A 23,003-nucleotide genomic window follows, 5' to 3' on the forward strand; every position below is an offset into this window, starting at 1 on the left:
GTGGTGGGTGATGACGGGATCGAACCGCCGACCCCCTCCTTGTAAGGGAGGTGCTCTCCCAGCTGAGCTAATCACCCACTTCTCAATTTCTTGCTACACGGCGGAGACTACATAAGTAGTTGGTGGGTGATGACGGGATCGAACCGCCGACCCCCTCCTTGTAAGGGAGGTGCTCTCCCAGCTGAGCTAATCACCCCCGCTGTGTGGAGTCGCATTATAGGGAGAGTTCAAAATGAGTCAACGCATTTTCTAAAGAAATTGTTCGTTCGTCGTAAATTTAAGCAAGATGATCGCAAAACAGACCGTGTTGCGCAATTTCTCAACGAAAACAATAATGCATCATGTAGCAACCCGAACTACATTGAGGAATCAGGCGGGAGTGATAGAATATCGCCCACTCAATTTTTCCAGGATTTGCCGGTTGTCGGCATCTTTCTAAACGTAAGGCCATTTCATGAAAATCAAAACTCGCTTCGCGCCAAGCCCAACAGGCTATCTGCACGTTGGCGGCGCGCGTACTGCTCTTTACTCCTGGCTTTTTGCACGTAACCACGGCGGTGAGTTCGTGCTGCGTATTGAAGACACCGATCTTGAGCGTTCCACGCCGGAAGCTATCGAAGCCATTATGGATGGTATGAACTGGCTGAGCCTGGAGTGGGATGAAGGTCCGTACTTCCAGACCAAACGTTTTGATCGCTACAACGCGGTGATCGATCAGATGCTGGAAGAGGGCACAGCTTATAAATGCTATTGCTCTAAAGAGCGCCTGGAAGCGCTGCGTGAAGAGCAAATGGCAAAAGGTGAGAAACCACGTTATGACGGTCGTTGCCGCCACAGCCATGAGCATCACGCTGATGATGAACCGTGCGTTGTACGTTTTGCTAACCCGCAGGAAGGTTCCGTTGTTTTTGACGATCAGATCCGTGGTCCGATCGAGTTCAGCAACCAGGAGCTTGATGATCTGATTATCCGTCGTACCGATGGTTCCCCGACCTATAACTTCTGTGTGGTTGTCGATGACTGGGATATGGAAATCACCCACGTTATCCGTGGCGAAGACCATATCAACAACACGCCACGCCAGATCAACATTCTTAAAGCCCTGAAAGCGCCGGTACCGGTTTACGCGCACGTTTCTATGATCAACGGCGATGACGGTAAAAAACTGTCCAAACGTCACGGGGCGGTCAGCGTAATGCAGTATCGTGATGATGGTTATCTGCCTGAAGCACTGCTGAACTATCTGGTGCGTCTGGGCTGGTCCCACGGCGATCAGGAAATCTTCACTCGTGAAGAGATGATTAAATACTTCACTCTGAATGCCGTCAGCAAATCTGCCAGTGCGTTCAACACCGACAAGCTGCTGTGGCTGAACCATCACTACATTAACGCGTTGCCGCCGGAGTATGTTGCTACTCATTTACAGTGGCACATTGAGCAGGAAAATATCGATACCCGTAACGGCCCGCAGCTGGCTGATCTGGTGAAACTGCTGGGCGAACGCTGCAAGACGCTGAAAGAGATGGCTCAGAGCTGCCGTTATTTCTACGAAGATTTTGCTGAGTTCGATGCCGACGCCGCGAAAAAACATCTGCGTCCGGTAGCGCGTCAGCCGCTGGAAGTGGTTCGTGACAAACTGGCCGCGATTACTGACTGGACCGCTGAAAACGTTCATCACGCTATTCAGGCGACGGCGGATGAGCTGGAAGTGGGTATGGGCAAAGTTGGTATGCCGCTGCGTGTCGCCGTAACCGGTGCGGGGCAATCTCCGGCACTGGATGTTACCGTTCACGCAATCGGTAAGACCCGCAGTATCGAGCGTATCAACAAAGCGCTGGCTTTTATTGCGGAACGCGAAAATCAGCAGTAATTAGCGCATAAAAGATAAACGGCAGGAGAGATACCCCTGCCGTTTTTTATTTATTCTGATTCATCTATGTCGAGACGAGCAAGGAAATGACGAATTCCTTCACGTGACAAAAATTGCGCAACTTTTTCCTGCTCACTGTGAGTCATGTTGTCTATTGCGCTGATGATTTGCCGATAAGCGGGAGTGCGAATCCCCGGTGCATATTCGGCAAGGGGTTCTTCGGCTTCCAGAAGCATCGGCGTGTTATGGAAGGCTGGTGTATTCTGAATAAACTCGCAAACTTGCGTATCGATCAGAATAAGTCTGGCGCGACCGCCTTTCACGCCGGGAAATTTTTCCGTTTTCCAGCCTTTCTCTCTGATCCAACGGTTAACAGTTTGTTTAGCCACACCGAGGCATTCCGCCAGTTCTTCGGTGGTCATTTTATTGCGTAATCTTTTCATATTATTTGCTATCGCGAATCCCTAAGCGTTGTAATAACCCGATAATCCCTTCCCGCAGAAGCAAGGATGTAAACTGTTTTTGTTCAACTGGCGTCATCTCTTTCGCCAGTGTCACCAGTAACACTTCAAGCGGCGTATCACCAGACAGGGCAGGTGCTTCTCCCTGACCTTCCGGACGTTCAGCATTGCGAATATATTCACGAACCTGTTCATTGACGTGAACCAGTCTGGCTTTGCCACCCTGGACGCCTGGTTTTGGTGACGTCGTCCAGCCTTCCTTGCGTACCCATTTATTAATGGTCTGACGGCTATAACCGGTCAGTCTGGCAAGTTCATCTGGCGTCATCCTCTCCTTGAACATAACAATTCCCTGAATGTATGTAGGTCTATTAGCGGTTCATTTTATAACACCACTTTACAGGAAACCGTGACATGAATAACTACTGAATGCGAGCGGTTTTCCAAAATTGTTCATTTGCCTGATTTTTCAGCGATTGAAACTACACGCTGCAATTTGCCGTTGACACATTCGGGCGGAATTCATATGATGCCGCCCGTCAACTCGACAAGCTTTACGTGATGGGGCTATAGCTCAGCTGGGAGAGCGCTTGCATGGCATGCAAGAGGTCAGCGGTTCGATCCCGCTTAGCTCCACCAAATTTCAAACCCTCGCTGTAAAGCGGGGGTTTTTTGTCTCTGCCTTTTGCCGCTTTTGTAATACAGTCTACATCCTGGCAGTGCCGTGTGGTGAATGCATCACTGACTGAAAAAACAGCAACAGGCTGGCCCCTGTTTGCTTCGCGATGCGAATAAACTTATTATTTGTGTGCCTGAAAACCCCGATCAGTGAGAGTAGTGTACTCATGTTTGTGGAGCATAACCTGATAAAAAATATCAAGATATTCACACTAGCGTTTACGCTCACCGTGGTACTTATTCAGCTATCCCGTTTTATTTCGCCACTTGCCGTTATCCATTCCAGTTATATCTTTTTGGCGTGGATGCCACTGTGCGTAATGCTGGCAATCTTGTTTATCTTTGGCTGGCGCGGTGTCGTTCCTGTTTTAGGCGGGATGTTTTGCACCAATCTGTGGAATTTTCATCTCTCTTTTTTACAGAACTCCGTCATGCTCGGCAGCCAGACGTTTGCAGTCCTGTGTGCCTGTGCAATATTACGCTGGCAATTGGGAACGCGTTGGCGTTATGGTTTGACCAGCCGATACGTCTGGCAACGTCTCTTCTGGCTTGGTTTGGTGGCACCGATTGGCATCAAATGCAGCATGTATCTTGTGGGGAATTTCTTTGATTTTCCGCTAAAGATATCTACCTTTTTCGGCGATGCGGATGCCATTTTCACGGTCGTTGATTTGCTAAGCCTTTTCACCGCAGTGCTGATTTACAACATGCTGTTTTACTATCTCACCCGCATGATTGTAAGTCCCCACTTTGCGCAGATCCTGTGGCGCAGGGATATCGCTCCGTCGTTGAGCAAAGAGAAACGCGTATTTACCTTAAGCTGGCTGGCAGCTCTTAGCGTGCTGCTACTTCTGATGTGTACACCGTATGAAAATGACTTCATTGCCGGTTACCTGGTACCTGTTTTCTTTATCATCTTTACCCTCGGGGTCGGTAAGCTTCGCTATCCGTTTTTAAATCTCACCTGGGCTGTTTCAACGCTTTGCCTTCTGAATTACAACCAGAACTTTTTGCAAGGGGTACAAACCGAATATTCGCTGGCATTTATTCTCGCGGTGCTGATTTCCTTTAGTGTTTGCCTGCTCTATATGGTGCGCATTTATCATCGTAGTGAATGGCTTAACCGACGCTGGCATTTGCAGGCGCTGACCGATCCGTTAACGCTCTTACCCAACTTTCGCGCGTTGGAACAAGCACCAGAGCAAGAGGCTGGCAAGAGTTTTTGCTGCCTGCGTATTGATAACCTTGAGTTTATGAGTCGTCATTACGGGTTAATGATGCGCGTTCACTGTATCCGCTCAATTTACCGTACGTTAATGCCGCTGATGCAGGAAAACGAAAAGTTGTATCAATTGCCGGGGAGTGAACTGCTATTAGTACTGAGCGGGCCGGAAACGGAAGGGCGACTCCAGCATATGGTTAACATCCTGAATAGTCGGCAAATTCACTGGAACAATACCGGGCTGGATATGGGCTATGGTGCTGCCTGGGGGCGTTTTGATGGAAATCAGGAAACCCTGCAACCCTTGTTGGGGCAGTTAAGCTGGCTGGCGGAGCAATCCTGCGCACATCATCATGTGCTGGCGCTGGATAGCAGAGAGGAGATGGTTTCCGGGCAGACCACTAAACAGGTGCTATTGCTGAATACCATTCGCACGGCGTTAGATCAGGGGGATTTGCTGCTCTACGCCCAGCCAATTCGCAACAAAGAGGGTGAAGGTTATGATGAGATCCTCGCGCGACTGAAATATGACGGCGGCATTATGACCCCGGATAAGTTTCTGCCCCTTATTGCTCAGTTTAACCTTAGCGCGCGTTTTGATTTGCAAGTGCTGGAATCCCTGTTGAAGTGGCTGGCAACACACCCCTGCGACAAGAAAGGTCCGCGCTTTTCAGTCAATTTAATGCCGCTCACGCTGCTGCAAAAAAATATTGCCGGGCGGATTATTCGTCTGTTTAAGCGTTATCACATCTCCCCGCAGGCGGTCATTCTTGAGATCACCGAGGAACAGGCGTTTTCTAACGCAGAAAGCAGTATGTACAACATCGAGCAGCTGCATAAGTTTGGTTTCCGGATTGCGATTGATGATTTTGGCACCGGCTATGCCAACTACGAACGGCTAAAGCGTTTGCAGGCTGATATCATTAAAATTGATGGCGTCTTTGTGAAAGATATCGTCACGAACACGCTGGATGCGATGATTGTGAGATCAATTACCGATCTGGCGAAAGCGAAGTCATTGAGTGTGGTCGCGGAGTTTGTCGAGACGCCACAGCAGCAGGCGCTATTGCATAAGCTCGGGGTGCAATATCTGCAAGGGTATTTGATTGGTCGCCCTCAGCCATTAGCTGATTAACAGGCGTAAAAAAAGCAGGGAATTATCCCCGGCTTTTGTGGCTGATGACAAACAGAAAAATGCCTGATGCGCTACGCTTATCAGGCCTACATGGAATTGAAGCCGGGGAATTATCCCCGGCTTTTTAATTAATGAATTGGACTTACAGCACCAGTGCTGCGATTGACGCAGACAGCACACTCACCAGAGTAGAGCCGTAAACCAGTTTCAGACCGAAGCGAGAAACCACGTTACCTTGCTCTTCATTCAGGCCTTTAACCGCACCGGCGATAATCCCGATAGAAGAGAAGTTAGCGAAGGAAACCAGGAACACGGAGATGATGCCTTCAGCACGCGGAGAGAGCGTGGAAGCGATTTTCTGCAGATCCATCATCGCAACGAACTCGTTGGAAACCAGTTTGGTCGCCATAATACTGCCCACCTGCAGTGCTTCACTGGAAGGAACACCCATCACCCACGCAACCGGATAGAAGATGTAGCCCAGGATGCCCTGGAAGGAGATGCTGTAGCCAAACCAGCCAGTCACAGTGGCAAACAGTGCGTTCAGCGCAGCGATCAGGGCGATAAAGCCGATCAGCATCGCGGCAACGATAATGGCAACTTTGAAACCTGCCAGAATGTATTCACCCAGCATTTCGAAGAAGCTCTGACCTTCGTGCAGGTTGGACATCTGAATGTTTTCTTCACTGGCATCAACACGGTAAGGGTTGATCAGCGACAGCACGATAAAGGTGCTGAACATGTTCAGTACCAGCGCCGCAACGACGTATTTCGGCTCCAGCATCGTCATGTATGCACCAACGATGGACATCGACACGGTGGACATCGCCGTAGCTGCCATGGTGTACATACGATTGCGGGAGATTTTGCCGAGGATATCTTTATAGGCAATAAAGTTTTCAGACTGACCCAGAATCAGAGAGCTGACGGCGTTGAAGGATTCCAGTTTGCCCATACCGTTGACTTTGGAGAGCAGGAAACCAATTGCGCGGATAATCACCGGCAACACGCGAATGTGCTGGAGAATACCGATCAGCGCAGAGATAAAGACGATTGGGCACAGCACTTTCAGGAAGAAGAATGCCAGGCCTTGATCATTCATGCTACCAAAGACGAAGTTAGTCCCTTCGTTGGCAAATCCGAGCAGTTTCTCAAACATTTCGGAGAAGCCTTTCACGAAGCCCAAACCAACGTCGGAGTTCAGGAAGAACCACGCCAGTAACACTTCGATAACAAGCAGTTGAATAACATAACGGATACGAATTTTTTTGCGGTCGCTGCTTACCAGCAGTGCGAGAATCGCAACAACGGCAAGTGCCAGTACAAAATGAAGGACGCGGTCCATATTTGCTCCAAATATGAGGCAGGTTAAATTTCCGTGCACATTCTATGTAACATGGTTAAGGAAAACGAGATCTGACACACACTATAATGACGTCCTGTGACAAGCTTCAAAAATAGTGAGCTGTCATACATTTCTGCTATGTTGTGTATGGAAGCTGAAAGTTATGTAAATGTGCTAACATTAAACATAATCACAACATTCAAGTCATCAATCTTTTCGTCGTCATAATTCTGGTCTATCAAAGAAATCATCACAATCCACTTAAATGAATTTGATAATCATTCTCGTTTGTCATAGCATGAAACATAGCAAAGGCTATGTTTTAGAGGCACAAGATGACTAACTATCGCGTTGAGAGTAGCAGCGGACGGGCGGCGCGCAAGATGAGGCTCGCATTAATGGGACCTGCGTTCATTGCGGCGATTGGTTATATCGATCCTGGTAACTTTGCGACCAATATTCAGGCCGGGGCCAGCTTCGGCTATCAGCTACTGTGGGTTGTCGTTTGGGCCAACCTGATGGCGATGCTGATTCAGATACTGTCTGCCAAACTGGGGATTGCCACCGGTAAAAACCTGGCGGAGCAGATTCGCGATCACTATCCGCGTCCCGTAGTGTGGTTCTATTGGGTTCAGGCAGAAATTATTGCGATGGCAACCGACCTGGCAGAATTTATTGGTGCGGCGATCGGTTTTAAACTCATTCTGGGTGTTTCGCTGTTGCAGGGCGCTGTGCTGACGGGGATCGCGACTTTCCTGATTTTAATGCTGCAACGTCGAGGGCAAAAACCGCTGGAGAAAGTGATTGGCGGGTTACTGCTGTTTGTTGCTGCGGCTTACATTGTCGAGTTGATTTTCTCCCAGCCTAACCTGGCGCAACTGGGTAAAGGAATGGTAATCCCGAGTTTACCCACCTCGGAGGCAGTCTTCCTGGCGGCAGGTGTGTTGGGGGCGACGATTATGCCGCACGTGATTTATTTACACTCTTCGCTGACTCAGCATTTACATGGTGGTTCGCGTCAACAACGTTATTCTGCCACCAAATGGGATGTGGCTATCGCTATGACTATTGCCGGTTTTGTCAATCTGGCGATGATGGCTACGGCCGCGGCGGCGTTCCACTTTTCCGGTCATACTGGCGTTGCCGATCTTGATGAGGCTTATCTGACGCTGCAACCGTTGTTAAGCCATGCTGCGGCAACGGTCTTTGGTTTAAGCCTGGTTGCTGCGGGACTGTCCTCAACGGTTGTGGGGACACTGGCGGGGCAGGTAGTGATGCAGGGCTTCATTCGTTTTCATATCCCGCTGTGGGTGCGTCGCACCGTTACCATGTTGCCGTCATTTATTGTCATTCTGATGGGATTAGATCCGACACGGATTCTGGTTATGAGTCAGGTGCTGTTAAGTTTTGGTATCGCTCTGGCGCTGGTTCCACTACTAATTTTTACCAGTGACAGTAGGTTGATGGGCGATCTGGTGAACAGCAAACGCGTAAAACAGATAGGCTGGGTGATTGTGGTGCTGGTAGTGGCGCTGAATATCTGGTTGTTAGTGGGTACGGCGCTGGGGCTATAGTTCAACTGGCGTCGTACCAGGCATCACTGGCGGATGCGGCGTAAAACGCCTCATCCGCCCTACGCGTTAAAGAGACGGTTTGTAGGCCTGATAAGACGCACTAGCGTCGCATCAGGCATTGTGCTCCATTGGCGAATGTGTTTAATGGCGGTGTCCATGTCCGCGGCCTTTTCCGCGATGATCGTCACGATCGCGCCAGCCTTCACGATAGCCACGCTCATACGCTTTACGCTTATCCCAGCCACGGTGGTAGCCATTATCATGACGCCACCAGCGGTTTTTACGCCATTCATAATTGCGATGCCAGTAGTCACGGTCGCGCCAGTGACCACCGTCCCAGTAATTACCGTAATGATCGCGATCGCCAATTTGTAATTTGATTGATGGCAGTAGGGTGATTTCACCTGCGTTTGCCGCAAGCGGGGTAAATGCCATCAGGGCGGCCGCCAGAAACAGTGACCTGAACATTGTTATTCTCCTTCACGATCGAAGCCGTCAGCGGCCTGTTAACGCAATATTACGGGGAGGTAAAGCCCCGTATCATCGCCATAACTCTTAAATCATAAAGGAGAGCATTTTTTGCTAAACGTTATCGTGGGGTGGCTGTTGCTTCGGACGATTGACCATCATCATCGGCTTACCTGCTAATAACAGCCATGCCGGAAGCATGACGATACAGAGCAGCGGTAGCAATGTGGTATTGGGTACAACGACTGCCGCCATAAAAAGACTTAACCAGCCATCGCGTGTTACCACCAGCACGATGCCGAGAATAGCGCAGGAAACGGTTATTGCCGCCGGGACAGCGGGAACGTGCTCATGCAGCATCAATCCTAATGCCACGCCGACAAACACTGCCGGGAATATTCGCCCACCGCGAAAGCCGCTGGCGGCAGCAACCACGAGAGCGGCAAGTTTAATCACCGCCAGCAAAAAGTAATCGCTGGTGCTGAAAGCCTGATTTGCCACCATCTGCTGCATCTCATCCAGCCCTTTAAATAGCGAAACCGGTCCAGCAATAACCCCCAGAATACCGAGAATAAATCCGCCAACTCCCAGCATTAGCACCGGATTTTTAATCTGATGCATCATCGCGTGCAACCGTGGCAGACACCATACGGCAACCATCCCTGCTGCGATGGCAATCGCCGCCACAATTGCACCGCTGAGAATATCGGTCATCTCCATCTGCCCATAATGCGCAATGGGCAGCGAAAAATGAGGATGGAAAAACAATCCGGTGGTTAGCGCACCAGCCGCCGCCGCCATTAACGGCGCAAAGAGACGATCCCATAGCGGGACTTCACTACTGCCATTTAAGGTTTGCGAAAATATCAACGCCGCCGCAACAGGTGTGCCAAACAGCGCGCCGATAGTTCCGGCAGAGGCTAAAATAGTCCATTCCATCCGGTTGACGCGCGGTAACAGACGAGCGCCTATCGCAACCGCAAGGGCGATATTGACGGTCATGATCGGATGTTCCGGCCCGAGACTGACGCCGCCAGCAAGACCAAGAATTAATGCTACGATAAGTCCTGGTAGCGCAGAGGGCGGAACGGGTGCGCCGATCAGCGGTTCACAGGCGGGGTCTGGTCCAGCATGCCCCTGGCTGAAACGGATAACCAACCCCACCGCAATACCTGTTAGCGTTAATATGGCGATGATCCAGAAAGGTGAATCCTGGGCTATCCCCAGAGTTCCCGGCAGTCGTTGCCAGAGCAAATTCTGTAATACCGAGGCGATTTTCATCACCACAATCAGAATAAGACTGGACGCAATCCCAATTGCCACGGCGGGGAGTGATAATAACAACATGGTTCTGGCTCGCGGATGGAGCATGTTCTATTCCTTATGCAGGGTCAGATACTTAGTTTGCCCAGCTTGCTAAAAGGCATCGCTGCAATTGGTGCTGAAACGATAAAGTAATTGTGTGACCCAGATCGATATTTACAGGGAGCCTGCCTTTCCGGCGTTGTTGTTATGCCCCCAGGTATTTACAGTGTGAGAAAGAATTATTTTGACTTTAGCGGAGCAGTTGAAGAATGACAAAGTATGCATTAGTCGGTGATGTGGGCGGCACCAACGCACGTCTTGCTCTGTGTGATATTGCCAGTGGTGAAATCTCGCAGGCTAAGACCTATTCAGGGCTTGATTACCCGAGCCTCGAAGCGGTCATTCGCGTTTATCTTGAAGAACATAAGGTCGAGGTGAAAGACGGCTGTATTGCCATCGCTTGCCCCATTACCGGTGACTGGGTGGCAATGACCAACCATACCTGGGCGTTCTCAATTGCCGAAATGAAAAAGAATCTCGGTTTTAGCCATCTGGAAATTATTAACGATTTTACCGCTGTATCGATGGCGATCCCGATGCTGAAAAAAGAGCATCTGATTCAGTTTGGTGGCGCAGAACCAGTCGAAGGTAAGCCTATTGCGGTTTACGGTGCCGGAACGGGGCTTGGGGTTGCGCATCTGGTTCATGTTGATAAACGCTGGGTAAGCTTGCCAGGCGAAGGCGGTCACGTTGATTTTGCGCCGAATAGTGAAGAAGAGGCCATTATCCTCGAAATACTGCGTGCAGAAATTGGTCATGTTTCGGCAGAGCGCGTGCTTTCTGGCCCTGGTCTGGTGAATTTGTATCGCGCGATTGTGAAAGCCGACAACCGCCTGCCAGAAAATCTCAAGCCAAAAGATATTACCGAACGTGCGCTGGCTGACAGCTGCACCGATTGCCGCCGCGCGTTGTCGCTGTTTTGCGTCATTATGGGCCGTTTTGGCGGCAATCTGGCGCTCAATCTCGGGACATTTGGCGGCGTGTTTATTGCCGGTGGTATCGTGCCGCGCTTCCTTGAGTTCTTCAAAGCCTCTGGTTTCCGTGCCGCATTTGAAGATAAAGGGCGCTTTAAAGAATATGTCCATGATATTCCGGTGTATCTCATCGTCCATGACAATCCGGGCCTTCTCGGCTCCGGCGCACATTTACGCCAGACCTTAGGCCACATTCTGTAAATCCTTCCTGTCAAATCGGGAGATAACTCTCCCGATAATCTTTTAAATCAAACAGTTAATCCTATTTTTCTTTGTGTCCCCTCACAAGGCCGACCTGCGTCACACTTCCGTACAGCGGGATTAATTCTCCAGTAAATGCATTATTTGTCTGGTAACGGCGATTTGTTTTGCACGTTCATAATTTCACTCATCAACTATCACTGAACGAGGAATTAACGATGAGTAAGAAACTGATTGCCTTATGTGCCTGCCCAATGGGCCTGGCTCACACCTTTATGGCCGCTCAGGCGCTGGAAGAAGCGGCGGTAGAAGCCGGTTATGAAGTGAAAATTGAAACCCAGGGTGCGGACGGCATCCAGAATCGTCTGACCGCGCAGGATATCGCCGAAGCGACCATCATCATCCACTCCGTGGCGGTTACCCCGGAAGATAACGAACGTTTCGAATCACGCGACGTTTATGAAATCACTTTGCAGGACGCAATTAAAAACGCTGCGGGCATCATCAAAGAAATCGAAGAGATGATTGCCGCTGAACAACAGTAATATTCGACAGGGATAATTGTTATGGCCATTAAAAAACGCAGTGCAACCGTTGTGCCTGGCGCATCCGGTGCGGCAGCGGCAATTAAGAATCCGCAGGCCTCTAAAACCAGCTTCTGGGGTGAGCTCCCGCAGCATGTGATGTCAGGGATTTCACGCATGGTGCCAACCTTAATTATGGGCGGTGTGATCCTCGCTTTCAGCCAGTTGATTGCTTATAGCTGGCTTAAAATTCCTGCGGATATCGGCATCATGGATGCTCTTAATAGCGGGAAATTCTCCGGTTTCGACCTCTCCTTACTGAAGTTTGCCTGGCTGTCACAGTCCTTTGGTGGCGTGCTGTTTGGCTTTGCCATACTGATGTTTGCCGCTTTTGTGGCGAACTCCATCGGCGGCAAACTGGCATTCCCGGCTGGTTTTATCGGCGGCTTGATGTCTACCCAGCCGACGCAACTGCTGAACTTCGATCCCAGCACGATGCAATGGGCGACCTCTTCGCCGGTGCCGTCCACCTTCATTGGTGCCCTGATTATTTCTATCGTTGCGGGTTACCTTGTGAAGTGGATGAACCAGAAAATCCAGTTACCGGATTTCCTGTTAGCGTTCAAAACCACATTTTTGCTACCGATTCTTTCCGCCATTTTTGTCATGCTGGCGATGTACTACGTCATCACCCCATTTGGTGGCTGGATCAACGGCGGTATTCGTGCCGTGCTGACTGCCGCAGGTGAGAAGGGCGCGCTAATGTATGCGATGGGTATCGCAGCAGCGACAGCAATCGACCTTGGTGGCCCGATCAACAAAGCAGCAGGTTTCGTTGCCTTCAGCTTTACCACTGACCACGTATTACCGGTCACCGCACGTTCTATCGCTATCGTTATTCCACCGATTGGTCTGGGTCTGGCGACCATTATTGACCGTCGTTTAACCGGCAAACGCCTGTTCAACGCTCAGCTTTATCCGCAGGGTAAAACCGCCATGTTCCTTGCCTTTATGGGGATCAGTGAGGGTGCGATTCCGTTTGCGCTGGAAAGCCCCATCACCGCTATTCCGTCCTATATGGTTGGCGCGATTGTCGGCTCAACCGCCGCTGTCTGGCTGGGTGCAGTTCAATGGTTCCCGGAATCTGCTATCTGGGCATGGCCGCTGGTCACTAACCTCGGTGTCTATATGGCGGGGATCGCGCTGGGAGCAATCATTACTGCGCTGATGGTGGTGTTCCTGCGTCTGATGATGTTCCGTAAAGGCAAATTGTTAATCGATAGCCTGTAAGAAGGACAATCCAGATGACATTACTCGCTTCGCTGCGCGACTGGCTTAAGGCGCAACAACTGGATGCAGTGCTTCTCTCCTCACGGCAGAACAAACAGCCGCATCTGGGGATCTCCACCGGATCAGGTTATGTGCTGATTAGTCGTGAAAGTGCGCACATTCTGGTGGATTCGCGCTATTACGCGGATGTAGAAGCCCGCACCCAGGGCTACCAGCTGCATTTGCTTGATGCGACGCACACGCTTACCACTATCGTCAGGCAAATCATTGCCGATGAGCAGTTGCAAACGCTCGGTTTTGAAGGCCAGCAGGTAAGTTGGGAAACCGCGCACCGCTGGCAGTCTGAACTCAATGCGAAACTGGTAAGCGCCACGCCGGATGTGCTGCGGCAAATCAAAACGCCAGAGGAGGTGGAGAAAATCCGCCTCGCCTGTGGGATTGCCGATCGCGGTGCAGAGCATATTCGCCGCTTTATTCAGGCGGGGATGAGCGAATGCGAGATAGCCGCTGAACTGGAGTGGTTTATGCGCCAGCAGGGCGCAGAAAAAGCCTCTTTCGATACCATTGTCGCCAGTGGCTGGCGTGGGGCGCTGCCGCACGGCAAAGCCAGCGACAAGATTGTTGCAGCGGGCGAGTTTGTCACTCTTGATTTTGGTGCGCTGTATCAGGGCTACTGCTCTGATATGACGCGTACCTTGCTGGTGAATGGCGAAGGGGTGAGCGCCGAATCTCACCCGCTGTTTGATGTGTATAACATTGTCCTGCAGGCACAGCTCGCGGCAATCTCCGCGATTCGCCCCGGCGTGCGCTGCCAACAGGTTGACGACGCCGCGCGCCGGATCATTACAGAAGCCGGTTATGGTGACTATTTTGGTCACAACACTGGTCATGCCATCGGCATTGAAGTCCATGAAGAGCCGCGTTTTTCACCGCAGGACACCACGACGCTACAGCCAGGGATGTTACTGACCGTGGAGCCGGGGATTTATTTGCCAGGGCGAGGTGGCGTGCGCATCGAAGATGTCGTGCTGGTTACCCCGCAAGGCGCGGAAGTGCTCTACGCCATGCCAAAAACAGTGTTGCTCACGGGAGAGGCATAATGGATTTATCGCTATTAAAAGCGTTGAGCGAGGCAGATGCGATCGCCTCCTCGGAACAGGAAGTGCGGCAGATCCTGCTGGATGAAGCGGATCGACTGCAAAAAGAAGTGCGATTTGATGGCCTGGGATCGGTGCTGATCCGCCTCAATGAATCGACAGGTCCGAAGGTGATGATCTGTGCGCATATGGACGAAGTGGGATTTATGGTGCGTAGCATCTCCCGCGAAGGGGCGATTGATGTCCTGCCAGTTGGCAATGTGCGCATGGCTGCCCGCCAGCTTCAGCCAGTACGGATCACTACTCGTGAAGAGTGCAAAATTCCCGGTTTGCTCGATGGCGAACGGCAGGGGAATGACGTCAGCGCCATGCGCGTGGACATTGGTGCGCGCTCGTATGACGAAGTGATGCAGGCAGGTATTCGTCCGGGCGATCGTGTCACGTTTGATACCACTTTTCAGGTTCTCCCTCACCAGCGAGTGATGGGTAAAGCCTTTGATGACCGCCTCGGTTGCTACCTGCTGGTGACGTTACTACGTGAGCTGCACAACGCCGAGCTGCCTGCGGAAGTGTGGCTGGTGGCAAGTTCCAGCGAAGAGGTGGGATTACGCGGCGGGCAAACCGCCACCCGCGCGGTGTCGCCGGACATCGCCATTGTGCTTGATACCGCCTGCTGGGCGAAAAACTTTGATTATGGCGCGGCTAACCATCGCCAGATTGGTAACGGCCCGATGCTGGTGTTAAGCGACAAGTCGCTGATTGCGCCGCCAAAACTTACCGCGTGGATCGAAACCGTCGCGGCAGAAATTGGCGTGCCGTTGCAGGCCGATATGTTCAGCAACGGCGGAACGGACGGCGGGGCGGTGCATTTAACCGGCACTGGCGTACCCACAGTGGTGATGGGGCCAGCAACCCGCCACGGACATTGCGCCGCATCGATTGCCGACTGCCGCGACATTTTGCAGATGCAGCAGCTTTTATCTGCCCTTATTCAACGTCTTACCCGTGAGACGGTTGTTCAACTGACGGATTTCAGATGATCTCCTGATTAACCCGGAGCGGTTATGTTAACGATTCAATTTCTCTGTCCTTTGCCAAACGGCCTGCATGCTCGTCCGGCGTGGGAACTTAAAGAGCAGTGCAGCCAGTGGCAAAGCGAAATCATCTTCATTAACCATCGCCAGAACGTAAAGGCCGATGCCAAAAGTTCGCTGGCGCTGATTGGCACCGGCACCTTATTTAATGACAGTTGCAGCCTGAACATTAGCGGCAGCGATGAAGAGCAGGCGCGGCGCGTGCTGGAAGAGTACATCCAGGTGCGCTTTATCGACAGCGACAGCGTCCAGCCGACGCAGGCAGAACTGACGGCACATCCACTGCCGCGTTCATTAAGCCGCCTGAACCCTGATTTACTGTACGGCAATGTGCTGGCAAGCGGCGTCGGCGTGGGTACGTTGACCCTGCTACAGAGCAACAGCCTCGACAGTTATCGGGCAATCCCGGCTAGTGCGCAAGACTCCACCTGGCTGGAACACAGCCTGGCAACGCTTGCCGAGCAACTGAACCAGCAGTTGCGCGAGCGTGACGGCGAAAGCAAAACTATCCTCAGCGCCCATTTATCGCTGATTCAGGATGATGAATTTGCAGGGAATATCCGTCGCCTGATGGCAGAACAGCATCAGGGGCTGGGGGCTGCGATCATCAGCAATATGGAGCAGGTTTGCGCCAAGCTTTCTGCCTCTGCCAGCGATTATCTGCGCGAGCGGGTCAGCGACATTCGTGATATCAGCGAACAATTGCTGCATATCACCTGGCCGGAACTGAAGCCGCGTAATAATCTGGTGCTCGAAAAACCGACCATTCTGGTGGCTGAAGATTTAACCCCTAGCCAGTTTTTGAGCCTCAATTTAAAAAATCTTGCGGGCATGATTCTGGAGAAAACCGGGCGCACCTCGCATACTCTGATTCTGGCCCGCGCCTCGGCGATCCCCGTACTGAGCGGCCTGCCGCTGGATGCCATTGCTCGCTATGCCGGGCAACCGGCGGTGCTTGACGCCCAGTGCGGCGTGCTGGCTATTAATCCTGATGACGCGGTGAGTGGTTATTATCAGGTTGCGCAGACGCTGGCGGATAAACGCCAGAAACAACAGGCGCAGGCCGCCGCGCAGCTGGCCTATTCCCGTGATAACAAGCGCATTGATATCGCGGCGAATATTGGCACCGCTCTGGAAGCGCCTGGCGCGTTTGCCAACGGCGCGGAAGGTGTCGGGCTGTTTCGTACCGAAATGCTCTATATGGAGCGCGACAGTGCGCCGGACGAACAGGAACAGTTTGAAGCATACCAACAGGTGCTACTGGCGGCGGGCGACAAGCCGATTATTTTCCGCACGATGGACATCGGCGGCGATAAAAGCATTCCTTACCTCAACATTCCCCAGGAAGAGAACCCGTTCCTCGGCTATCGCGCGGTACGAATTTACCCGGAATTTGCTGGCCTGTTCCGCACTCAACTGCGGGCTATTTTGCGTGCCGCCAGTTTCGGCAACGCCCAGCTGATGATCCCGATGGTTCACAGCCTCGATCAGATCTTATGGGTGAAGGGCGAGATCCAAAAAGCGATCGTTGAGCTTAAACGCGATGGCCTGCGTCATGCAGAGTCGATTACGCTGGGTATCATGGTGGAAGTACCGTCGGTGTGCTACATCATCGACCACTTCTGCGATGAGGTCGATTTCTTCAGTATCGGTTCTAACGATATGACCCAGTATCTGTATGCGGTCGATCGTAATAACCCGCGCGTATCGCCGCTGTATAACCCGATTACGCCATCGTTCCTGCGCATGTTGCAGCAGATTGTTACCACTGCGCATCAGCGCGGCAAATGGGTAGGTATTTGCGGTGAACTGGGCGGTGAAAGTCGTTATCTGCCGCTACTGCTTGGACTGGGCCTGGATGAGCTGAGTATGAGTAGCCCGCGTATTCCGGCGGTGAAAAGCCAGCTTCGTCAACTGGATAGCGAGGCGTGTCGGGAACTGGCGCGTCAGGCATGTGAATGCCGCAGTGCGCAGGAAATTGAAGCGTTACTCACCGCCTTTACGCCGGAAGAAGACGTTCGCCCACTGCTGGCGCTGGAGAATATCTTTGTTGATCAGGCCTTTAGCAATAAAGAGCAGGCGATCCAGTTCCTGTGCGGCAACCTTGGCGTTAACGGGCGTACTGAACATCCGTTTGAGCTGGAAGAAGATGTCTGGCAGCGGGAAGAGATTGTCACTACTGGCGTTGGTTTTGGCGTGGCGATCCCGCACACCAAATCTCAGTGGATCCGTCATTCCAGTATCAGCATTGCCCGGCTGGTGAAACCGGTTGACTGGCAGTCAGAAATGGGCGAAGTCGAACTGGTGATCATGCTGACGCTGGGCGCTAACGAAGGGATGAACCATGTGAAAGTCTTCTCGCAGCTGGCGCGCAAACTGGTGAATAAAAACTTCCGCCAGTCGTTGTTTGCCGCGCAAGATGCACAAAGCATCCTGACGCTGCTGGAAACGGAATTAACCTTCTGACGTTAGCCCTGAAAACGGGCGCTGTACTCTCCCGGCGTCAGGCCAAACTGACGCCGGAAGACGCGACAAAAATAGTCGCTGTCCGGAAAGCCGCAACGCTGCGCCACTTCATGAATCGACAGATGATATTTCTGCAAAATCATCCTCGCCTTCGCCATTCGCACCCAACGCACATATTCGATAAAACGCATTGTTCCATGCTGCGCAAACAGTTTTGACAGATGATTGGGCGTGATATTAAAAAACTGCGCCACGTTCTCACGGGTGAGCGGCTGGGCATAATTATCCTGAACCCAGTTACAAATGCTGTGATAGAGAAAATCGCCGCGCGGCTGCGAATTACCCGGCGGCATATTCACCACGTTGCGGCAAAGATGCAGCAAACTTAACACCAGCGGCTGAATGATATTCTGCTCCAGCGGCGAACGGCTAAGATGGGTGAGGGCAGTAAGCATTGCTTCACCTTCGCCGCGTTGCAGGCTGGGAAGTTGGATCTGGCGAACCGGATGCAACAACGACGTGGTGCGGCTATCGTAATACGATAAACCAAGCCAGGTCGGCGCGAACACCAGACTTAACAGCATTACCGGTTTGTTGTTGACCGGTAAATTAGCCGCGCGCGCTGGAATAAACAGCATTTCTCCTTCCACCATACGTTGTTGCTTTGCTTCCAGCTGATTGCCGTATTCGCCGCGTAGCACGATATCCAGACGGGGAAAATCAATACATAAACTGCCCACTGGCAATGAGGCGGGCTGGCTGGCAAACCAGACGCGCCCAAGGAGTTGCGGGTTAAGCACCAGGCCGCTGAACAGATCGGCGAAAAATTGTTGATCGGCGGGCAAGCCTGTTGCTTTCATGAAAATCCCGATTACAGATGCATTAACTGCCTGAATTCTTTTACTTTGCTACGGCTGACCGGCACTTCAAAATCCAGATCTTTCAGTCGCAGAATGTAGGTGTTATTAAACCACGGTTCGATTTCGCGGATTTTGTTCAGATTGACACAAAATGAGCGATGGCAGCGGAAAAAATGCGACGGCGGCAGCTTGCTGCAAAACTCGGTAATGTTCATCGGCATTACGTAGGATTCACGCCGCGTATAGACAAAGGTCATTTTCTCGTGCGCTTCGGCGTAATAGATATCGTTAATTGGCGTGACGATGATTCGCTCATCTTTCACCAGATTAATGGTGTCATTCTCACGCGTTACCGTCGCGGCAGGCGTACTGCTGGTCTGCTGTTGTTGCCAGGCTGCTTCCAGTTTTTGCAGCATCCCGGTAATGCGTGATTCCTGATACGGTTTGAGAATGTAGTCAAACGCTTCCAGTTCAAACGCTTCTACCGCATGTTCTTTCCACGCGGTGATGAACACAATAAACGGTTTATGGGCGAACTGGCTGATGTTTTGCGCCAGCAACACACCATCCAGCGACGGAATATTGATATCCAGAAAAATGGCGTCGACGCGGTTATGCTGCAAAAACTTCAACACGTCCAGACCGTCGTCAAAGGTGCCGACAATCTCCATCTGGCTGTGCTCTTTAATTAGCCAGCTCAGTTCCTGTTGTGCCAGGAATTCGTCTTCAACAATGATGACTTTCACAATATCACTCCGGCTCAAAGCAATAACGTAGCCTGTGAGGCGACAGGGGTGCGTTGGTTAGGAATGTAAAACGCAATTTCCGTTCCTGGTTCCAGGCGGCGGATATGCAGCCCCTCGCCATACAATAACTTCACGCGATGATGGACATTCAGCAGGCCAATTTTATTGCCCGGCATTTCGTTCGCTTCGACCCGCTCAATGACTTTTGGATCGATGCCGTGCCCGGTATCTCGCACCGCAATGCGTACCCGATTACCGCACTCTGCAACGCTGATGGTGACAACGCCTTTACCTTTGCAAGGCTGAATACCGTGGACAATGGCGTTCTCCACTAAAGGCTGGATCAGCAGGCTGGGAATGCAGCAATTCACCTCTTCATCAATATCATAGATAACCGTCAGCTTGTCGCCAAAGCGGGCCTGCTCAATGGCAATATAGTCTTTAATTTGATACAGCTCTTTTTTGATATCGATTTGCTCATCGTCTTTTAATTCAATGTTATAGCGCAGATAACGCGACAGATTAAAGATCAGCTGGCGAGCGGTATCCGGATTCAGACGGATCGACGATGAGATAGCATTCAGAGCATTAAACAGGAAATGGGGATTAATTTTGCTTTGCAGAGCGCGAAGCTCTGCCTTATTTGCCATTTCACGTAGTTGCTCGGCGCGTGAAACCTCCAGTTGGGTGGAGATGATTTGCGACAGACCGACCGCCATTTCCTGTAATGACGAGGTGATCTGATGTGCGTGGCAGTAGTAAATTTTCAGCGTCCCGGTCACGACCCCTTTCTCCCAAAGCGGGATCACCAGCATCGAGTGGATTTCCGGTGTACGGTGGGCTTCATCATTGTTTTTAATAATGATTTTTCCGTAATTCATTGCCTGACGCGTTGTTGGGCTGATGAAATCATCGCCATTCTGATAGTTGTGTTCACCTACGCCAACATAGGCCAGCACATGATCGGTGTTGGTAATCGCTACCGCATCGGCGTGAATATCATCGCGGATAATTTCACAAACTTTGCGTAATGACTCGCTATTGACATGGCGAAACAGCGGCAGCGTTTTGTTGGCGATATCCAGCGCCAGCTTGGCCTGCCGCGCGGCGCTGGCCTCTTTTTCGCCCTCAACGCTTTGTACCAGCAACACAATAAAGCCGATACAAACGCTGCCGAGGATCATCGGAATCCCGATTTTGGAGACGATATCAATCCCCAGTGCAGTGGTGGGTGCCCAGACAATCACCAGGATCATCGTCAACGTTTCACATAACATGCCACCGAGAATACCGACGCGCCAGCGCTGTGCTTTGGGGATTTTCAGGTTGATCCAGCCTGATATGCAACCCGCGAGAATACTGGTGATAAAGCACGGAATTGCCGTCACGCCGCCGATGTCGATTAAATAACGGTGAATACCCGCAATCACACCGGTAATGATGCCTACCCACGGGCCAAATAGAATTCCGCCTGACATCACCGCGATAATACGCACATTAACCAGCGAGCCTTCTACGGGCACGCCGGACCAGGTGCTGAACAGGGCGAACAGCGAGAAAATGGCGGTAACGGCGAGCAGCTCTTTTGGGGAGTGCGCCGACTTGTGCAACAGTTCGCGAAACAGGCGGATACGGATGAGAAAGAACAGGCAGATAAGCATTAACGCTGCCCGATCGAAGACCGCCAGCAGCATGTTGAATATTTCGTGCACGGGTGACTCTGAATAAGGATTAAACCTCTATGATAGGTAACCTGAAGGCCGATGACCAGCAGGCCGTTTTTGAGGAAAGACCACAATTTTAAAAGGGGATTGAAAGTTAAATGGTGTATTAGCAATGCATCTCTTAATAATGCATATCTGTTTGGTAAATTTATTGAAATTATAATGTTAATAAATTGAGTGGTAATTTTCTTGTTAGCGTAGATAAATTTCCTGTTTTTAAAGCGGAGTTCCTCATTTAAGGCTATTAACAAAAATGTTCTAAAACGCTGGACAGACAGAAATTAATCAGGCTATTTTCAAAACAGCCACCATCGTGGCAGCGTCGCTCGGACGGTCCGGGCGCTCACGTTAATCTGAGGAAATTATGGCTGACACTCGCCCTGAACGTCGCTTTACGCGTATTGATCGTCTCCCACCCTACGTTTTTAACATTACCGCTGAACTGAAAATGGCTGCGCGTCGGCGCGGCGAAGATATTATCGATTTCAGTATGGGTAACCCGGACGGTGCGACCCCGCCGCATATCGTCGAAAAATTATGTACGGTGGCCCAGCGACCGGACACGCATGGTTATTCCACCTCGCGTGGTATTCCGCGGTTACGTCGCGCCATTTCCCGCTGGTATCAGGATCGCTACGACGTCGAGATCGACCCGGAATCAGAGGCTATCGTCACCATTGGCTCGAAAGAGGGGCTGGCGCATCTGATGCTGGCGACGCTGGATCACGGTGACACTGTACTGGTGCCTAATCCAAGCTACCCGATTCATATTTACGGCGCGGTGATTGCCGGGGCGCAGGTACGCTCAGTGCCGCTGGTGGACGGTGTCGATTTCTTCAACGAACTGGAACGCGCCATTCGCGAAAGTTATCCGAAACCGAAGATGATGATCCTCGGCTTCCCGTCGAACCCAACCGCGCAATGCGTGGAACTGGAATTCTTTGAGAAGGTTGTGGCGCTGGCGAAACGCTACGATGTGCTGGTGGTCCATGACCTGGCCTATGCCGATATCGTCTACGATGGCTGGAAAGCGCCGTCAATTATGCAGGTGCCGGGTGCACGAGACGTGGCGGTCGAGTTCTTTACGCTGTCGAAAAGCTACAACATGGCGGGCTGGCGTATCGGCTTTATGGTCGGTAACAAAACGCTGGTCAGTGCGTTGGCACGTATTAAAAGCTATCACGATTACGGTACTTTTACGCCGTTGCAGGTGGCGGCGATTGCGGCACTGGAGGGCGATCAACAGTGCGTGCGCGATATTGCCGAACAGTACAAACGCCGCCGCGATGTACTGGTTAAAGGGCTGCATGAAGCAGGCTGGATGGTCGAAATGCCGAAGGCTTCGATGTATGTCTGGGCGAAAATCCCGGAACCATATGCGGCCATGGGCTCACTGGAATTTGCCAAGAAACTGCTTAACGAAGCGAAGGTCTGTGTCTCTCCAGGGATTGGCTTTGGCGACTACGGCGACACCCATGTCCGCTTTGCGCTGATTGAAAACCGCGACCGTATACGCCAGGCGATTCGTGGAATTAAAGCGATGTTCCGTGCCGACGGTTTACTACCCGCCAGCAGCAAACATATTCACGAAAACGCGGAATAAACACCATCGCCAGAAATGCAAACAGGAGCCAGATGGCTCCTGTTTTTCATTGCACAGTTTGCTTTTAGATCATCAGGGCAAAAGTACCGGCCCAAACGATGACCATAAAAGAAATGCCCATAAAGAAATATTTCACTTTACATCTCTCCGCGTAATTACTGTTACGCCTGAATGACTTCATTACACCTGATACAGTGAGTTGACACCGGGCAAAACGACATTGAAAGTCCATATTTTACCGTGGGCATCACCCCAGAATTCTGAGCTAAACTGCTCGAGACGGCGCTAATGTACGCCTAAAACTGA

At 51.4% G+C, this 23,003-nt stretch carries 20 protein-coding genes and 3 tRNA genes; 12 read left to right on the forward strand and 11 right to left on the reverse strand.

Going from position 1 to position 23,003, the window contains the following annotated elements; all coding sequences use genetic code 11:
- Window position 1: 1 nt before the first annotated feature.
- Window positions 2–77 (reverse strand) — tRNA-Val (locus tag BEB42_RS24045).
- 43 nt (window positions 78–120) lie between these two features.
- Window positions 121–196: transfer RNA gene (locus BEB42_RS24050), tRNA-Val, on the reverse strand.
- A 258-nt stretch (window positions 197–454) separates the two neighbouring features.
- Here BEB42_RS24050 and gltX point away from each other — a divergent pair.
- Window positions 455–1,870: a glutamate--tRNA ligase gene (gene gltX / locus BEB42_RS24055; protein ID WP_000695640.1), complete on the forward strand. Its 1,416-nt coding sequence runs from the start codon at window positions 455–457 to the stop codon at window positions 1,868–1,870.
- Window positions 1,871–1,920: 50 nt separating this feature from the next.
- Here the strand turns inward: gltX and BEB42_RS24060 are convergent, their stop codons facing one another.
- Together BEB42_RS24060 and BEB42_RS24065 are read right to left on the reverse strand one after the other, a co-directional pair.
- On the reverse strand, window positions 1,921–2,313 hold the full coding sequence (locus BEB42_RS24060) for a MerR family transcriptional regulator (RefSeq protein ID WP_000826488.1): 393 nt from the start codon (window positions 2,311–2,313) through the stop codon (window positions 1,921–1,923).
- 1 nt (window position 2,314) lies between these two features.
- A complete protein-coding gene (locus BEB42_RS24065) occupies window positions 2,315–2,674 on the reverse strand; it encodes a YfeC-like transcriptional regulator (protein WP_000472023.1) in 360 nt (119 codons plus the stop codon).
- A 220-nt stretch (window positions 2,675–2,894) separates the two neighbouring features.
- Here BEB42_RS24065 and BEB42_RS24070 point away from each other — a divergent pair.
- Window positions 2,895–2,970 (forward strand) — tRNA-Ala (locus BEB42_RS24070).
- A 206-nt stretch (window positions 2,971–3,176) separates the two neighbouring features.
- Complete coding sequence (locus BEB42_RS24075; RefSeq protein WP_001353055.1) at window positions 3,177–5,366, forward strand: bifunctional diguanylate cyclase/phosphodiesterase; 2,190 nt, start codon at window positions 3,177–3,179, stop codon at window positions 5,364–5,366.
- Window positions 5,367–5,508: 142 nt separating this feature from the next.
- Here the strand turns inward: BEB42_RS24075 and nupC are convergent, their stop codons facing one another.
- Window positions 5,509–6,711 carry a nucleoside permease NupC gene (gene nupC / locus BEB42_RS24080; protein ID WP_001317971.1) on the reverse strand — a complete coding sequence of 401 codons (1,203 nt, stop codon included), beginning with the start codon at window positions 6,709–6,711 and terminating at the stop codon, window positions 5,509–5,511.
- 298 nt (window positions 6,712–7,009) lie between these two features.
- On the opposite strand from nupC, the gene BEB42_RS27245 reads away from it, so the two are divergent.
- Complete coding sequence (locus BEB42_RS27245) at window positions 7,010–7,054, forward strand: hypothetical protein (RefSeq protein ID WP_418517219.1); 45 nt, start codon at window positions 7,010–7,012, stop codon at window positions 7,052–7,054.
- Entirely contained in the window at window positions 7,047–8,285 is a 1,239-nt protein-coding gene (locus BEB42_RS24085; protein WP_000186373.1) for an Nramp family divalent metal transporter, read from the forward strand. The genes BEB42_RS27245 and BEB42_RS24085 overlap by 8 nt, the downstream gene beginning before the upstream one ends.
- A gap of 141 nt (window positions 8,286–8,426) precedes the next feature.
- Here BEB42_RS24085 and ypeC read toward each other — a convergent pair whose 3' ends face one another.
- Together ypeC and BEB42_RS24095 are read right to left on the reverse strand one after the other, a co-directional pair.
- On the reverse strand, window positions 8,427–8,753 hold the full coding sequence (ypeC, locus tag BEB42_RS24090; RefSeq protein WP_000490072.1) for a DUF2502 domain-containing protein YpeC: 327 nt from the start codon (window positions 8,751–8,753) through the stop codon (window positions 8,427–8,429).
- A gap of 114 nt (window positions 8,754–8,867) precedes the next feature.
- Entirely contained in the window at window positions 8,868–10,124 is a 1,257-nt protein-coding gene (locus BEB42_RS24095) for an ion channel protein (RefSeq protein WP_000903122.1), read from the reverse strand.
- 203 nt (window positions 10,125–10,327) lie between these two features.
- Between BEB42_RS24095 and glk the strand changes: the two genes are divergently transcribed.
- From glk to ptsP, 6 genes are all read left to right on the forward strand, one after another.
- Window positions 10,328–11,293 (forward strand): glucokinase, encoded by a 966-nt coding sequence (glk, locus tag BEB42_RS24100; RefSeq protein ID WP_000170346.1) that lies wholly within the window; start codon window positions 10,328–10,330, stop codon window positions 11,291–11,293.
- A 218-nt stretch (window positions 11,294–11,511) separates the two neighbouring features.
- Window positions 11,512–11,838 (forward strand): PTS fructose transporter subunit IIB, encoded by a 327-nt coding sequence (locus BEB42_RS24105; protein ID WP_000038455.1) that lies wholly within the window; start codon window positions 11,512–11,514, stop codon window positions 11,836–11,838.
- 21 nt (window positions 11,839–11,859) lie between these two features.
- Window positions 11,860–13,107 (forward strand): PTS fructose transporter subunit IIC, encoded by a 1,248-nt coding sequence (locus BEB42_RS24110; RefSeq protein WP_105267587.1) that lies wholly within the window; start codon window positions 11,860–11,862, stop codon window positions 13,105–13,107.
- A gap of 14 nt (window positions 13,108–13,121) precedes the next feature.
- Complete coding sequence (ypdF, locus tag BEB42_RS24115; protein WP_000173229.1) at window positions 13,122–14,207, forward strand: aminopeptidase; 1,086 nt, start codon at window positions 13,122–13,124, stop codon at window positions 14,205–14,207.
- Window positions 14,207–15,244, forward strand: a complete 1,038-nt coding sequence (gene ypdE / locus BEB42_RS24120; RefSeq protein ID WP_000365995.1) for an aminopeptidase — start codon at window positions 14,207–14,209, stop codon at window positions 15,242–15,244. Before ypdF ends, ypdE begins: the two co-directional genes overlap by 1 nt.
- Window positions 15,245–15,268: 24 nt before the next feature.
- A complete protein-coding gene (gene ptsP / locus BEB42_RS24125; protein ID WP_074497241.1) occupies window positions 15,269–17,764 on the forward strand; it encodes a phosphoenolpyruvate--protein phosphotransferase in 2,496 nt (831 codons plus the stop codon).
- A gap of 2 nt (window positions 17,765–17,766) precedes the next feature.
- Here the strand turns inward: ptsP and BEB42_RS24130 are convergent, their stop codons facing one another.
- Genes BEB42_RS24130 through ypdA form a run of 3 tightly spaced genes read right to left on the reverse strand, consistent with a single transcriptional unit; the run spans window position 17,767 to window position 21,082 of the window.
- On the reverse strand, window positions 17,767–18,624 hold the full coding sequence (locus BEB42_RS24130) for an AraC family transcriptional regulator (RefSeq protein ID WP_000648319.1): 858 nt from the start codon (window positions 18,622–18,624) through the stop codon (window positions 17,767–17,769).
- Window positions 18,625–18,635: 11 nt separating this feature from the next.
- Window positions 18,636–19,370 carry a two-component system response regulator YpdB gene (gene ypdB, locus BEB42_RS24135; RefSeq protein WP_001295458.1) on the reverse strand — a complete coding sequence of 245 codons (735 nt, stop codon included), beginning with the start codon at window positions 19,368–19,370 and terminating at the stop codon, window positions 18,636–18,638.
- A gap of 14 nt (window positions 19,371–19,384) precedes the next feature.
- The gene (ypdA, locus tag BEB42_RS24140) at window positions 19,385–21,082 is read right to left on the reverse strand and encodes a two-component system sensor histidine kinase YpdA (RefSeq protein WP_000544359.1); all 1,698 of its coding nucleotides are present in this window, start codon (window positions 21,080–21,082) and stop codon (window positions 19,385–19,387) included.
- A gap of 376 nt (window positions 21,083–21,458) precedes the next feature.
- Here ypdA and alaC point away from each other — a divergent pair, with 376 nt between their 5' ends.
- Complete coding sequence (alaC, locus tag BEB42_RS24145) at window positions 21,459–22,697, forward strand: alanine transaminase (protein WP_000785914.1); 1,239 nt, start codon at window positions 21,459–21,461, stop codon at window positions 22,695–22,697.
- Window positions 22,698–22,761: 64 nt separating this feature from the next.
- Here alaC and ypdK read toward each other — a convergent pair whose 3' ends face one another.
- Window positions 22,762–22,833 carry a membrane protein YpdK gene (gene ypdK / locus BEB42_RS24150; protein WP_010723117.1) on the reverse strand — a complete coding sequence of 24 codons (72 nt, stop codon included), beginning with the start codon at window positions 22,831–22,833 and terminating at the stop codon, window positions 22,762–22,764.
- Between the last annotated feature and the right edge of the window lie 170 nt (window positions 22,834–23,003).

The organism is Escherichia sp. MOD1-EC5990, from assembly GCF_002965285.1.
Classification (GTDB): Bacteria; Pseudomonadota; Gammaproteobacteria; order Enterobacterales; family Enterobacteriaceae; genus Escherichia; species Escherichia coli_F.